Origin of the sequence: Methylomagnum ishizawai (genome assembly GCF_900155475.1) — a bacterium.
Lineage (GTDB): Bacteria > Pseudomonadota > Gammaproteobacteria > Methylococcales > Methylococcaceae > Methylomagnum > Methylomagnum ishizawai_A.
In genome coordinates, this window is record NZ_FXAM01000003.1 from 62,876 (window position 1) to 78,395 (window position 15,520).

The window sequence follows — 15,520 nt, forward strand, 5'->3', positions numbered from 1 at the left end:
GATGCGCTACGCCATTTCCAACCGTGGCAGGGCCGAACGCCGCAAAATGTGGCTGAACCTGCATGGTTGCTTGGGGCTGACCGCCGGGGCGGTGCTGGCCCTGGTTGGATTGACCGGCGGCGTCCTGGTGTTTTGGCAGGAACTTGACGAAGGTTTGAATCCAGGGCTGCGCAGGGTTGAGGCCACGCCCGGCGGCGGTTTCGCACCACTGGAGCGCATCCAGGCGGCGGCGGAACGGGCCTTGCCCGAGGGCGCGGTCTTTGGTTTCGCCTACTATCCCCGCCATGAACGGGCGACGTTCCAATTGTTCTATGACCGGCCCGCCGCTGCGGGCGGTGTCGATCACTACCGGGTGTTCGTGGACCCTTATACCGCCAGGACGACCGGTACCCGGCTGGTCCAGGCCGCCACCGATCCTTTCCCCAGGTCGTTCCTGCCCTTCCTGTTCCAGTTGCATTATGCCTTGTTGTTCCGCGGCGGGGCGGTGGTGGTCGCCGTGTTCGCGATATGCCTGCTGGTCGCGGTGCCCGTGGGGTTGTGGTTGTGGTGGCCATCCGCCGGGAAATGGCGTCCGGCCTTGACCTTCAAACGGGGGGCCGGCCCGGAGCGGCGCAACTTCGACCTGCACAAATTGGCCGGCGTGTATACCGCCATTCCGTTGGTGGTGGTGTTGGTATCCGGGGTATCCATGAACCTGCCGGGATATTTCCGGATGCTGGTGGCCTGTTTCTCGCCGCCGGTCGCGTTGGAACCCAGCCTAGCCCGGAGCGATGGTCCACCCATCGGCTGGGGCCGGGCGGCGGCGATCTTTGACGCCGACGCCCCGACAGGCCGTTTGATCTGGATACAAGCGCCCGAGGATGGTGCTTATCAGGCATGCAAACGCCTGGACGGCTGGCAAGGCTACCGCTGTGTTTGGGTGGACTCCGCCACCGGGGTCGTCCTCAAGCGGGTCGACGCGGTCGAGGGCAGTGCGGGCGACCGCTTTCTGCAATGGCAATGGCCTTTGCATTCCGGCCAGGCTTTCGGTTGGCCCGGACGGATTTTGGTCGGCCTGACTGGCTTGGCCTGCCCGGTGCTGTATGTCACTGGCTTCGCCCACTGGCGGCGGAAGCGCCACGCAATCCGGCGCAAACTGCCGGTTTCACAACGGTTTCCTTTCCCCAAGCATAGGACTCACTGATGCGGACCTTCCCGGATTCCATCCCGACAGGGCTGTCCCCGGCCAAACGGGCCTTGCTCGAAAAACGCCTGCGGGGGGGTGGCGGCCTCCCGGCCCAACACGGAACCATCGCCCGGCGCCCCCCCGGCGACCCGCCCTTGTCGTTCTCCCAACAACGCCTTTGGTTCCTGGACCAACTGGAGCGGGGCCAGGTCGCCTACAACATCCCGACGGCACTGCGGCTGGAAGGCCGTTTGGATGTCCCGGCCCTGGAGCGGGCCATCAACGAAATCGTCCGCCGCCACGAGGTCTTGCGCACCCAATTCGCCGACCACGACGGCCAGCCGGTACAGCGCGTGCGCCCAGACTTGCGGATCGCCATCGACCGGGCCGACCTGTCCGGCCTGCCCGAGGCCGAGCGCGAGGCGGAAGTCCTCCGCCGCGCCCGCGAGCAGGGCGGCAAGCCCTTCGCCCTGGAGCGGGAAGCCCTGTTGCGGGCCGAACTGCTCTATCTGGGGGAACGGGCGGACGGCGGCGAATATGTGCTGCTGTTCACCCTGCACCATATCGTTTCGGATGGCTGGTCGGCGGGCGTCCTGTTCGGGGAGTTCGCCGCCTTGTACCGGGCTTTCCGGGAAGGCCGGCCTTCGCCCTTGGCGGAATTGCCGATCCAGTACGGCGATTTCGCCCACTGGCAGCGGTGCTGGCTGAGCGGCGAGCGGCTGGAACGGCAATTGGCCTATTGGCGGCGGCGGTTGGCGGGTGCCCCGCCCTTGCTGGACCTGCCCACCGACCATCCCCGTCCCGCCGTGCAGAGCGGGCGCGGCGCGATCCATCTGTTCCGCCTGCCGCCGGGGCCGACGGAGCGCCTGCGCGGACTGTGCCGCGAGCGGGGCGCGACCCTGTTCGCGGCCTTGGTCGCCGCTTTCGACACCCTGCTCCACCGCTACAGCGGCCAGACCGACCTGTGCCTGGGTGTCGCGGTGGCCAACCGCATCCGCCCGGAACTCGATGGCCTGATCGGCTTGTTCGTCAATATGCTGGTGTTGCGGGCCGACCTGTCCGGCGACCCTCCCTTCACCGGGTTGTTGGCCCAGGTGCAGGCGCTGTCCTTGGCGGCCCAGGAACATCAAGACCTGCCCTTCGAGAAACTGGTCGAGGAACTGAACCCGGTGCGCGACCGTGGCTATACCCCGTTCTTCCAGGTCGTGCTGGTCCTGCACAACCTGCCGGCGCGGAGCTTCGCCATCCCGGAATTGACCGTGCGGCGGATGGAGGTCGATTTCGGGACGGCCAAATCGGACCTGACCTTGCACGTCACCGAGGACGACGGCTTGGAACTGGCGTTGGAATACAGTACCGACCTGTTCGAGCCGGACCGCATCGCCCGCATGGCCGGGCACTTCCAGTCTTTGCTGGTCGGGATCGCCGGACACCCCGACGCCCGGCTGGGCGAACTGCCGCTGCTGACCGCCGAGGAGCGCCGGTGTTTCGACGCCTGGAACGCCACCGACCGGGAACTTCACGCCCCGGCTGGGCTGCACGCGCTGCTGGAACGGCAAGCTGCGGCCCGGCCGGAACGGATCGCCGTGGTGTGCGGGGAACGTTCGCTGGGCTATGGTGCGCTGGAGCGGCAAGCCGCGGCCCTGGCGGGCCATCTGCGCGGACGCGGCGTAGGCCCGGAAAGCCGGGTCGGTCTGTGCCTGGAGCGCTCGGTGGAAGCCATCGTCGGCATCTTCGCCATCCTCAAGGCCGGGGGCGCTTATGTGCCGTTCGATCCCGCCACCCCCGCGGAGCGTATCGCCGAATTGCTGGCCGACAGCGGCGCGGCCTGGGTGCTGACCCTGGAACGGTGGGCGGGCCGGTTTCCCGCCGGGGTGGAGGCGATCTCCCTGGACCGGGAATTCCCGCCCGCGCCCGTGGCCGCATCCGCGCCGGTCCATCCCGGCCAGGCCGCCTATCTGATCTATACCTCCGGTTCCACCGGCCGCCCCAAGGGTGTGGTGGTCGACCATCGCAACGCCCTGGCCTCGACCCTGGCCCGCCGGGATTTCTATCCCGAACCGCCCGGCGTGTTCCTGATGGTGTCGCCCTTCGCCTTCGATAGCTCGGTCGCAGGGATTTTCTGGACCCTGGCCGAAGGGGGGCGGCTCTGCCTGCCTTCCGAGGCGGTCCACCGCGACCCCTTGGCCTGGGTCGATCTCATCCAGCGCGAAGGCGCGACCCATCTCCTCTGCCTGCCATCCCTGTACGGGCTGCTATTGGATTGCGCCGCGCCGGGACAACTCGACAGCCTGCGGGCGGTGATCGTCGCGGGCGAAACCTGCCCCGAGGGCTTGGCGGCGCGGCACCATGCCCGGTTGCCCACCGCCCGGCTTTACAACGAATACGGTCCCACCGAGGCCACGGTGTGGTGCAGCGCCCATGAAATCCCCCCGGTAATCCAGGGCGCGGTGCCTATCGGCGGTCCCATCGCCAACACCCGGCTCCATATCCTCGACGCCCGGTTGAATCCGGTTCCGGTCGGCGTGCCGGGGGAGTTGTATATCGGCGGGGCGGGCGTGGCGCGGGGCTATCATGCCCATCCGGGAGCGACCGCCGAACGTTTCCTCCCCGATCCCCACGCCCCGGCACAGGGTGCCCGACTCTACCGTAGCGGCGATTTGGCGCGGTTCCGCGCCGACGGGGCCGTCGAGTTCCTGGGCCGGGCCGACCATCAAGTCAAAATCCGCGGCCTGCGCATCGAACCGGGCGAAATCGAGGCGCGGCTACTCGGGCATCCGGCGGTCAAGGCCGCTGCGGTCGTCGCCCGCGAGGACCAACCCGGCCATCCGCGCTTGGTGGCCTATGTGGTCCCGGACCGGGCCGACGCCCCGGAAGCCGAACTGCGCCGTTTCCTAAAGGCGTGCCTGCCCGAACACATGGTGCCGGGCGCCTTCGTGATACTGGAATGCTTGCCATCGACACCGAACGGCAAGCTGGACCGTTCCGCCCTGCCCGCACCCGGCGGGAACGCCACGGTGGCCCCGCCGGTCGCCCCCCGCGATCCTTGGGAGCGGCAATTGGCCGGGTTGTGGCGCGAAGTGCTGGGCGGCGGACCCATCGGCATCCACGATAATTTCTTCGACCTGGGCGGTCACTCGCTGGCGGCCATGCGCCTGGTAGCCCGGCTGCGGGAACGGCTGGGCATCGCACTGCCGGTGGCGCGTTTGTTTGAGGCGCCCACCGTGGCCGAACTCGCCGCGTGGCTGCGGCAGGACACGCCGGAAGCCCCTCAGGCCGCCATCGATTGGCAACGGGAAGCCACGCTCGACGCCGCCATCGCGCCCGACCTCGCCGGTTGGACTTATCCCCAATCGCAACGGGCGGTGTTCGTGACCGGAGCCACTGGCTTCCTGGGCGCCTTCCTGGTGGATGCGCTGGTCCGGCGCACCCAGGCCCGCATCTATTGCCTGGTCCGCTCCCCCGGCAAGCTGGAGCAAACCTTCGCGGCCTATGGACTGGCCCTGGATGAGCGGATCGTTCCGGTCCTGGGGGATTTGGCCCTGCCCAGCCTGGGGATCGACGCCGTCCAATACCAGGAACTCGGCACCACCCTGGACACGATTTACCATAGCGGGGCGCTGGCCAATTTCGTCTATCCCTATTCCTTGTTGAAACCGGCCAATGTCGCGGGAACGGAGGCCATCCTCCGCTTAGCCTGTATAGGCAGGCCCAAGTCGGTCCATTATGTTTCCACATTGTCCATCCTAGGCGACGATCCAAGTCTTGACGAGGATGATTTCCCGCCTTCCGCCGCGCATTTGGCCGATGGCTACGCCCAGAGCAAATGGGTTGCGGAAAGCCTGGTCAGAACGGCTGCGGCACGCGGCCTGCCGGTCTGCATCTATCGGCCAGGCCAGATCGCCGGACACCGCCATAGCGGGGTTTGGAATACCGGGGATTACCTCTGCCGCATGTTGAAAGCCTATGTCGAGGCCGGTAGCGCCCCCCTGGAAGCGATGGCGCTCGACCTGGCCCCGGTCGATTATGTCAGCCAAGCCATCGTGGCCCTGGCTCACCGCGCCGAATGCCTCGGTAAAACCTTCCATCTGAACCATCCAGAACCGGTTTCGACCCATCTCTTCCTGGCGGCCCTGGCCGATGCCGGATTCCAGCTACGGCGGACTCCCATGCGGGAATGGCTAGGCCAGATGGTGGCGCGGGCCGAGGATAGGCCGGAACATCCTTTATATCCTTTGTTATCGCTGTTCCAGAACGGCACCGCCCAGGATGACCAGGGATTGGATACCCCACGGCGGGCTTGCGAGAAAACCCTGGAGATACTGAGGGAAGACGGAATCGAGTGCCCCCCGATGGATGCCGGAACCCTCGCGAACTATATCGCCTATTTCCTGAGTAGCGGCTTCCTGGAAGCCCCTCAACCAGCGGGATCGATATGAAGCCCAGTGGATTGCTTGAAACCCAGATATTGGATTATCCGGCCACGGACCCGGAAGGTTTGTACCAAGCCGCCAAACCGGCAACCCTGGACACCATCGCTCGGCGCAACCAAGCCGGGAAGGCGACTTTCCTATTGTCCTCGCAGCCGGTATTCGCGGAATCGGCGCAACTGGCCTTTTTGCTGTGCGAATACATCAACACTGCGCAAAAACTCCAGAACCGCATCGACTATAAAACTTTCTTTTGCAATTCCCGCATCGAAGCGCTGCATGGTGCCATCAAACTCTCCAGGCATCGCCTATGCCGGGAACATCCCGGCAGCAATGGCGCGGTATGGGTCTACGATAAAAACCATTTCTATGCCGCCTTGTTCGATCCGTTATCCCTGGGGCCGGAAAACGCCTTGGTGCCACAGGTCTTTTTCACCGCCGACCTTGATGCGGTGGTCGCCAATCCGGATGGCCGCGTCGGCGTGGTGGCCTGCCTATCCCCGTTGATAAGCCAGGCGGATTTGGACCGTATACAAAACCTATGCCGTCTGAAACACCAAGCCTTTATCCTCGATACTTCGCAGGCATCCAATAAGCTTATCGAGTCCAGCTTGGCCGAACTGCCTCATCCACCGGATATCGTGGTTTGGGGGGAGGATTTTGTGGATTATCAAGTGCCCTTCGGCGCTTTTTCGATGACCGAAGTGGCCTACCAACCCTGGTGTTTCGTGGACACCTGTTTCCTGCATTCCTCGACCTATGGCGGTAATAGTCTGGTAACCGCCCTGGCCCGCGACCGGCTGCTGGATCGAAGCGGCTTGGCGGCGGACCGCCCGGATATTGCGCGGCGGCTGCGGGATATTGCGGAAAGCCATCCCAAACGCCTCGCCGCGTTCCGTCGTTATATCAATCCCATCGCCCCCCTGATCTATGAAGCCGCCGGGTTGGATTTGGATATCGTCAAGGCCCAGGGTTGCCGGATCACGGTCAAGCGCCATGGGCACGAAATGGAGTTGCTGGATGGTATCGGCGGCGCGGGTAGCAATCCAAGGGGTTATAACCCTGCGGATATTCCGGGCCAGGTATTGGCCCGCCACGATACCCGCCACGATTATTGGTATGGGTTGGCCGCGAGGCTCTGTAGCCTGACCGGACTGGAGCGGGCGCTCCCGGCGGTCAGCGGCGCGTGCGCGGTCGATATCGCCTGGACCCTGGCCCTGCTGGCTAATCCAGGCAAAACCAAGATCGTGGTATTTCAAGGCAATTATGCCGGAAAGACCCTGATTTCCCTGAACGGCACCACGGATACCGCCATGCGGGAACCCTTCGGGCCGCTTTACCGGAATATAAGCTACGTGGACGTCCTGGCCGAGGATGGGGTGGAACGGCTGGGCAAAGCGCTCGAACCGGGCGACACCGCCTTGGTATGGTTCGAGTTCATGCAGGGCAACGACCTGGACCGGATACCGGAACATATCATGGATAAGCTGTTTTTGTACCGGGAGCGGTTCGGTTATTACATAGGCATCGACGAGATACTGAATGGTCTATTCAGGACTGGAGGGTTTTTATCGTTCGATCAAAGCCGTTACCAGCCGGATATCATCACTTTTTCCAAGGGTCTGAGCGACCTGAGTTTCCCGGTCTCCGCCACCTTGGTTGCGGAGCGGCTCCATCAGCGGGCTGTGCAGCGGAATCCGGGCTTGGTGGCGCGCTACGAGACTTTGTTCCGTAATCAATTGGGCGCGCAGATCGCCTTGAACGGCTTGGAACGACTGCTCGCGGCGTCCACCGGCGAGCAGGTCCACAGGGTAGGTGGTTTGTTGAAAACCGAACTGGAGCGGATCACAGCTTGGTCGCCCTTGTTAAAGGCAGTCCGGGGCGAGGGTTTGCATCTGCATTTGGTGTTGGATATGGGGAAATTCCCCCTGTCCTGGTTTGGCAAGAATATCGCCGAGTTATTGGTTTCCAGGTTATGCCTGGTCCGGGGCGGGGTTTTACAGTTCTTCTGCCGCTTATTGCCGGCCTTGGCGCTGACCGAGGCCGAGGCCGAGGCCATGGCTGTCGGCATAGCCAAGGCGTTCCGCATCAACCGGTTTTCGCTATTGCTCTTCGGCCTCCAGGCGGTCGGGGGATTTTTATATTTATTGGCGCTGGCCCAGGTCCGATCCGGGCTGTCGGGTTTGATGCGGCGGTTTTCGGTTGAGGAGAGTTCCGGTGGCTAGGATAGTTTTTTTCGTATATCCGAATATTGGCAGCCAAATCGCTTCCATGAAGCTGGCGGCGGATTTACTGGCCCAGGGCCATCGGGTTTGTTATCTGGGTATCAAGGATTCCGAGGCGTATATCGCCGCGCATGGGTTCGAGTTCATCCCGGTCTTCGAGCGGCATTTTCCACAGGGGTATCTGAAGCAGCAAATGCTGTTTGATACCCTGCCCATGGGGCGGCGCTACTTGGCGGGCCTACGCGAGATCGCCCTGGGTTTCAAGCGCTTCCTCGACGATCTGGGCGGGGAAGGCGGCGCGGAGTTCAAGGCGCTGTTGCGGGATTTACAGCCCGACCTCATGGTCTTCGCCTCGGCGGTGCCGCAAATCGAATGGGTGGCGACCGTGGCGTGTTCCTTGGGCATCAAGGCGGTGTATTTCCACGATATGGTGACACCTTCGGCGGCCCTGGGATTCCCCCCGCCCGGCTCGGACCTGATTCCTAGCCGTTCGCTCTGGACACGCGCCCGCATCCGCTGGGCCTGGTCGATGTTCAAACTGCGGGTTTGCTTGGACGACCTGCTCTATCGGTTATTTTGCGGTATCGACAACGACAAGGTCACCCAGGCTCTGGCGACCCGCCATGGTTATAAACCGGAGTTGATGCCCCGCGATATTTTCAAGCGGGATAGGTTGTTGCGGCTACCGGAAATCGTGTCTTTCCCGCCCGGTTTCGATTTCCCCGGCGCGGAACCGCCAGGCACTTACTATACCCAGCCTTATATTTTCCTGGAGCGGCGGCAGCCGCCGTTTCCCTGGGAGCGGCTGGAGGACGGCAAGCCGGTGATCTATTGCGCCCTGGGTTCGGTCTTGCCCATGGGGGACAAGACTAAAAGGGTCCGGTTCTACCGCAGTTTCGTCGAGGCTTCCGCCGTGCGGCCGGATTGGCATTGGGTCTTGGCCATCGGCGATAGCCTGAAGCCGGAGGATTTGGGGGCCGTGCCGGGGAACGTCCTAGTCGTCGCCCAAGCGCCGCAATTGGATTTATTGCGGCGCTCGGCCCTGATGATTACCCATGGCGGGGCCAACTCGGTCAAGGAATGTATTTATTTCGGCGTGCCCATGATTGTATTTCCCTTCCTGGCGGCCCATCCCATCACCACCGACCAGCCCGCCAACGCGGCCCGGATCGTCTATCACGGATTGGGGGTGCAGGCGGATATGGGCCGGCTGGACGCCGCCTATCTCGGGGGGCTGGTCGATACCGTGGACCGCGATCCTTATATCCGCGCCCAGATCGGTTTGATGCGGGCCAAGTTCCACGAGGCGGAATCCAGCGGTCCCGGCCTGCGCCTGATCGAGGCCTTGTTGGGCGGCCCGGCCCCCATGGGAGGCTGAGGTGCGCCGGGTCTTACTCTACGCCTTGCCTCTCCTGGCGCTGCCTTGCGCCTATGTCGTCTATCTCTTGTACGGTTCCTTGCCGGACGGCGCGGACGGGAGGGACATGGACCTGCCGGGTTTGACGGCTCCGGTCCGGGTCGCTTTCGATAGCTACGGCATTCCCAGCATCGAGGCCCGGAACCGGGAAGACGCCTTCGAGGCGCTGGGCTTCGCGACGGCGCGGGACCGGCTGTTCCAGATGGACTTGTTGCGCCGGAAAATGGCCGGTCGCCTGGCCGAGGTGTTGGGCGCGGGGCTGCTGAAACCGGACCGCTGGCACCGGACCATGGGTTTCGACCGGCTGGCCCCGGAAATCCTCGCCCGGCTGCCGGAACCACAGCGGCAGGTGGTGCGGGCTTATACCCGCGGCGTCAACCGGGCCATCCAGGACTTCAAAGTCCTGCCGTTCGAGTTCTTGCTGTTGGGCTACCGGCCCGAACCCTGGCGGGCCGAGGATAGCATCCTGGCGGTGCTGAACATGTATACGGCCTTGTCTTGGCGCGGCGACATTGAACGCTCGACCGCGGTCGTGCGGGCCGCCCTGCCGGCCAAGGTGGCGGATTTCCTGCTGCCCGACACCGACGCCTATACCCAGGCGCTGTTGGGGGAACCCGCGCCCGCCGAACCCTTGCCCACGGCGGAACTCGCCGCCCTGGCCGAACGCAACCGCGAGGCGTTCCAGAAAGCCCCGCGGCTGGTGAACGACGCCATGCCCAAGCGCGGCTCGAACGCCTGGGTGGTGGCTCCCGCCAAAACCGCCGATGGCCGGGCGATCCTGGCCAACGATATGCATTTGTCCCTGGGTGTGCCCACGCTGTGGTACCGGGCCGAACTGCATTACGGGGAGGTGCGGCTGGCGGGGCTGACCCTGCCCGGCCTGCCCTTGATCGTATCGGGCAGCAATCAAGGGATCGCCTGGGGTTTCACCGCCTCCGGCACCGACGTATCGGATTTCGTGCCCCTGGAGGTCGATCCCGCCAACTCCAAGCGCTACCGCGCCGGGGCGGGATTCCAGGATTTCGGCGAACGGGTCGAGACGCTCCGGGTGCGCGATGGCGCGTCCGAAACCCTGGTGGTGCGCACCACGCCGTTCGGGCCGGTGGCCCCGGAGCCGCTCCTGGGCAAGCCGGTGGCGGTGCGCTGGACCGCGCTCGATCCCGCCGCCACCAATCTCGACTACATGGACCTGGACCGGGTGACGACGGTCGAGGCCGCGTTGCCCGCGCTGAACCACGCGGGCGGACCGCCCTTGCACGCCTTCGTCGCCGACGCCGGCGGCAACATCGGTTGGACCCTGACCGGCCGGATTCCCCGGCGTCCACGGGGCGACCACAGCGCCGCTTGGCAGGACTACATCCCCGCCGCCGAATTGCCGCGCCGCTTCAATCCCCCCGAGGGCTTCATCGTCAGCGCCAACCAGCGCATGGTGGACGCCCGCTATCCCTATGCGGTGGACACCTACGACTGGCGCGGCTACCGCGCCTACCGCATCGCCGGACGCCTGCGGGAAATGCGGGATATCACCGAACGGGATATGTTCTCGCTGCAACTGGACGCCCAGACCGATTTCTACCGCTATTACTGGAACCTGGCCCTGGACACGCTGGGCGAAGAACGGCCCGGCGAAGCCCAGGCCATCGGCGAGGCCCGGCGTTACCTGCGGGCTTGGGATGGACGGGCCGATCTGGGCACGCCGGGCTTGGCCCTGGTGATCGAATTCCGCAAGGCCTTGTTGGAAACCGTGTTGTCGCCGTTGTTCGTGGGCTGCCACGCCTTGGATAGCGAGTTCGAGTACCGTTGGAACTATCCCGACGTGCCGCTGCGGCGCTTGATCGACGCCCGGCTGCCCGCCTTGTTGCCCATCGCCCCCGTTTATCCCGATTGGGATGCCCTACTCCGCGACAGCCTGCTACGGGCCGCCGCCGGGTTGAAGCAGCGGTATGGACTGGACCGGCTCGAAGACCTGACCTGGGCGCAGGCCAATCCCGCCCATATCGCCCATCCCTTGTCGGCGGCCCTGTCCTGGCTCGCCCCCTGGCTGGACATGCCGACCGACTCGCCGGCGGGCTGCGACGAATGCGTGAACAGCTTCGAATGGGATGGCGGTCCCAGCGAGCGCCTGGTGGTCGCGCCCGGCCACGAACCGCAAGGGTTCCTACACCTGCCGGGCGGCCAATCCGGCCATCCCCTCTCGCCGAATTACCGCGACCAATACCGGGCTTGGGTAACGGGCCGCGCCCTGCCGCTGCTGGTGGGCGCGCCGGCCACGGAACTCAGGTTCGCGCCGACCACCGATCCTTCATCCTTGGAGTAACCCTATGCGCATTACCCGCACCTTTCCCTGCTCGGTGGACCGGCGGCAATCCGCCGCGCTGTTCCGCGATATTGGCCGGTTGATCGACTACGCCTCGCCCGGTGGCGATATCGCGGCGACCACCGCAGACGGCCTCGACACCGCCGCCTGGAAAGACCTGCCGCCTTGGGTCCGCCGGATGTCGGTGGCCCGCCGGGGCGCGGACATCCGTCTGGAATTGGCGCTGGACCCGGCGGCTCCCACTACCGGGTCCGAACAGGTCGCCGGGAAATTGGGCCGGGCGCTGGAGGACTGGTTTTCCCAGGCGGTGCGCCCCTTTCCCCGCAAGGTGTTCTGTATCGGTTGGCAGAAAACCGGCACCACCAGCTTGACCGCCGCCTTGCGGCGGCTGGGGTTGTTGTCCTGGCATTTCGCGCCGTGGTTGATCGGCTGCCGCCACTTCCATAGCGATCCGGTCGCGGCGGTGCCGGATTTCGACAGCCTAGCGGACTACGCGGCGGTATCCGATCTGCCCGCCGCAGCGTTCTACCGGGAGTTGGACCGGGCTTTTCCGGGAAGCTTATTCGTTTTCACCGACCGCCCCCTCGATAGCTGGCTGGCCAGCGTCCAGGCCCATCTCCAAACCTCGCTGGCCGTGGACGGTCAACCGCATTCGGTCGACCGCTGGGCCTATGGCCAGGACCGCCCGGACGCGGCGGTCCTGCGCGAACGCTATCTGCGCCACCGCGGGGAGGTGTTCGATTATTTCGCGGGGCGGCGGGATTTCCTGGCCCTGGACCTCGGCCAAGGCAACCCCTGGCACCCCCTGTGCCGGTTCCTGGGATTGCCCGAGCCTTCGATCCCGTTCCCCCACCATAATCGGGGGGGGAACCCGGCAGGGACACTATGATCCGCTTGTTATTGCGCGAATCGCGCTGGATTTTGCTGGCTTCCCTGTTGACCGGCCTGGGCAGCGGCCTGGGCGGTGCGGGTTTGGTCGCGGTCATCAACCAAGCCTTGGAGCCCGGTGCGCCAGAAGGGCTGGTCTGGGTCTTCGTGGGGCTGGCCGTTTGGCTGTGGGCGGCCCGCACGGCCTCGGCGTTTTTCCTGGTCCGGCTCGGCCAGAACGTTGTGTTCGGCCTGCGCCTGAAACTCAGCCGCCAAGTCCTGGCGGCACCCTTCGCCCGGCTCCAGGCGCTGGGACCTTCGCGCATCCTGGCCTGCCTGACCCAGGATATCACCAATCTGGCCGAGGCTTTCCGCTGGCTACCCTTGATCTGCGTCAACGCCGCCATGATCGTTGGTTGCCTCGCCTACCTGGGGTGGCTGTCCGGGCCACTGGCGGCGATGGTGGGCGCGGCCCTGGCCTTGGGCATCGCCAGTTTCCGGCTGGCCGAAGCGCGGGCTTGGCGCGGCTTGAAATTGGCGCGGGAATGCGACGATGCCCTGTACGGCCATTTCCATAGCCTGGCCCATGGCATCAAGGAGCTCAAGCTGCACCGCCACCGTCGCGAAGCCTTCCTCGGCGAGCGGCTGGCGGAGACCGCCGCCCGCTATCGCCACCACTACCTGACCGGGACCGGGCTCAGCATCGTGGCCGGCAACTGGGGCAATAGCTTGTTCTATGTGGTGATCGGCCTGGTCTTGTTCGTGCTGCCGGACTACCAGGCGGTCGGATCGGAAGTGCTGCGCGGCTATTGCCTGACCATCCTCTATCTCATGTCCCCGGTCGGAGGGCTGATCGAAAGCCTGCCGGTGTTCGGACAGGCCGGGGTCGCCCTGAAAAAGCTCGAAATCCTGGAGCAGACGCCGGAGGAACCCGACAACCCCGCGCCGCTGTCCTCGCGCTTGTTCCCGAAACCCGCCCTGCTGGAACTGGTCGGCGTCACCCATCGCTACTACCGCGGGGAGGACGAGCGGAGCTTCACCCTTGGCCCGATCAATCTGAAACTACAGCCCGGCGAACTGGTGTTCCTGGTCGGTGGCAACGGCAGCGGCAAAACCACCTTATCGCTCCTGTTGGTGGGGCTGTACACCCCGGAACAAGGCGAAATCCGCCTGGGCGGGCGGCGCGTCACCGACGCCAACCGCGAGAGCTATCGCCAGCAGTTTTCCACCGTGTTTTCCGATTTCCACCTGTTCGACAGCCTGCTGGGTTTCCAGGGCCGCGAGTTGGACGCCGAAGCCCGGGCCTATCTGACGCAACTGCGGCTGGACCACAAGGTGCGGATCGAAAGCGGTGCCTTTTCGACCCTGGAACTATCGCAGGGCCAGCGCAAACGCTTGGCTTTGTTGGTGGCTTATCTGGAGAACCGACCATTTTATATCTTCGACGAATGGGCCGCCGATCAAGACCCGCCATTCAAAAATATTTTCTATACGGAGATTTTGCCGACCCTCAAAGCCCGGGGGAAAACCGTGATCGTGATTACCCACGACGACAGTTATTTCCATGTGGCCGACCGCTGCCTCAAATTGGAGGAAGGACAGCTTTTCGAAATGCCGACAGCCGAATGGAAGCAGACAAGAGCACCCGAAACCGACACGGGCCATGATTGGGGAAAAACCTATGCGGAGATATCGCTATGAAACAATCGCTTGTGCAGCCGAGCCTGGATTACACCGTGAATGAAACACCGTGGGCCGCGCCGTCGGACAATGCTTATTACCTGGACCGGCAGGCCAAATTCGAATCCAACGCCCGCAGCTATCCCCGACGGCTACCCATCGCCATCCGCCGGGCCGAAGGCATCTATGTGGAGGATACCGACGGACGCCGCTATATCGATTGCCTGGCAGGGGCCGGGGCGCTGGCCCTGGGCCACCGCCACCCGGTGGCGCTGGCGGCGGTGCGGGATATTCTGGCGGACGGCACGCCCTGGCAAACCCTGGACCTGACCACCCCGGTCAAGGACCGCTTCGTGGAGGAACTGTTCGCCACCCTGCCCCAGGAGTTCACCGACCACGCCCGCATCCAATTTTGCGGCCCTTCGGGCGCGGATGCCGTGGAAGCCGCGCTCAAGCTGGTCAAGACCGCCACCGGCAGGCGTTCCATCCTCGCCTTCCACGGGGCCTACCACGGCATGACCCACGGTGCCTTGGGGCTGACCGGCGAACTCGGCCCGAAGCTGGCGCTCTCCGGCTTGATGGCGGATGTGCATTTCTTGCCGTTTCCCCAGGCCTATCGCTGTCCGTTCGGGCTGGGTGGTAGCGGCGGCTGGCAGGCTTCCGCCACCTATATCGAGTACCTCCTGGACGATAGCAACAGCGGCATCGCTCCGCCCGCCGCCGTGATTCTGGAACCGGTGCAGGGCGAAGGCGGTGTCATCCCGGCCCCGGACCCCTGGCTCCGGGAAATCCGCCGCCTCACCCGTGAACGCGGCATTCCTTTGATCCTCGACGAGGTCCAGACCGGCATCGGCCGCACCGGGCGGATGTACGCCTTCGAACACGCCGACATCCTGCCGGATGTGCTGGTCCTGTCCAAGGCCATAGGCGGTGGCCTGCCCCTCAGCGCGGTGGTTTACCACGAGGTGCTGGATCGCTGGCAACCCGGTGCCCACGCCGGTACTTTCCGCGGCAACCAACTGGCCATGGCGACCGGTGTCGCGACCCTGCGCTATGTCCAGGAGCAGCGGCTCGACCGCCATGCCGCGGACATGGGCCAACGCTTGCAGGGACATCTCCGCCATATCCAGGCCGATTTTCCGATCCTGGGCGATGTGCGGGGCCGTGGCTTGATGATCGGTGTCGAGGTGGTCGATATCACCGCGCCGGACCGGACCGGCGCACCGCCGCCCTGCCGGGAACTGGCCCGCCGCATCCAAACGGAATGCCTGCGGCTTGGCCTGATCCTGGAACTGGGCGGACGCCAGGGCGGCGTGGTGCGCTTCCTGCCGCCCTTGATCGTCACGGCGGTGGAGGTGGACCAGATCGCCGAAATTTTCCGGGATGCGGTACAGGCCACGGCCCACCATGCCGGATAAA

Annotated in this window: 8 protein-coding genes; all 8 read left to right on the forward strand. The window is 64.9% G+C overall.

Annotation, left to right across the window (positions count from 1 at the left end):
- The first annotated feature begins 1 nt into the window (after window position 1).
- Genes B9N93_RS22345 through B9N93_RS22380 form a run of 8 tightly spaced genes read left to right on the forward strand, consistent with a single transcriptional unit; the run spans window position 2 to window position 15,519 of the window.
- A complete protein-coding gene (locus B9N93_RS22345; RefSeq protein ID WP_176225402.1) occupies window positions 2-1,183 on the forward strand; it encodes a PepSY-associated TM helix domain-containing protein in 1,182 nt (393 codons plus the stop codon).
- Entirely contained in the window at window positions 1,183-5,604 is a 4,422-nt protein-coding gene (locus B9N93_RS22350; RefSeq protein WP_085216597.1) for a non-ribosomal peptide synthetase, read from the forward strand. The genes B9N93_RS22345 and B9N93_RS22350 overlap by 1 nt, the downstream gene beginning before the upstream one ends.
- Window positions 5,601-7,820: an aminotransferase class III-fold pyridoxal phosphate-dependent enzyme gene (locus B9N93_RS22355; RefSeq protein ID WP_085216598.1), complete on the forward strand. Its 2,220-nt coding sequence runs from the start codon at window positions 5,601-5,603 to the stop codon at window positions 7,818-7,820. Before B9N93_RS22350 ends, B9N93_RS22355 begins: the two co-directional genes overlap by 4 nt.
- Window positions 7,821-7,866: 46 nt before the next feature.
- On the forward strand, window positions 7,867-9,198 hold the full coding sequence (locus tag B9N93_RS22360; protein WP_085216599.1) for a nucleotide disphospho-sugar-binding domain-containing protein: 1,332 nt from the start codon (window positions 7,867-7,869) through the stop codon (window positions 9,196-9,198).
- 1 nt (window position 9,199) lies between these two features.
- The gene (locus B9N93_RS22365; protein ID WP_085216600.1) at window positions 9,200-11,554 is read left to right on the forward strand and encodes a penicillin acylase family protein; all 2,355 of its coding nucleotides are present in this window, start codon (window positions 9,200-9,202) and stop codon (window positions 11,552-11,554) included.
- Between the two features lie 4 nt (window positions 11,555-11,558).
- Window positions 11,559-12,443: a sulfotransferase family protein gene (locus B9N93_RS22370; protein ID WP_085216601.1), complete on the forward strand. Its 885-nt coding sequence runs from the start codon at window positions 11,559-11,561 to the stop codon at window positions 12,441-12,443.
- Window positions 12,440-14,122: a cyclic peptide export ABC transporter gene (locus B9N93_RS22375; RefSeq protein ID WP_085216602.1), complete on the forward strand. Its 1,683-nt coding sequence runs from the start codon at window positions 12,440-12,442 to the stop codon at window positions 14,120-14,122. Before B9N93_RS22370 ends, B9N93_RS22375 begins: the two co-directional genes overlap by 4 nt.
- Complete coding sequence (locus B9N93_RS22380; RefSeq protein WP_085216603.1) at window positions 14,119-15,519, forward strand: diaminobutyrate--2-oxoglutarate transaminase; 1,401 nt, start codon at window positions 14,119-14,121, stop codon at window positions 15,517-15,519. The genes B9N93_RS22375 and B9N93_RS22380 overlap by 4 nt, the downstream gene beginning before the upstream one ends.
- The last annotated feature ends 1 nt before the right edge of the window (window position 15,520 follow it).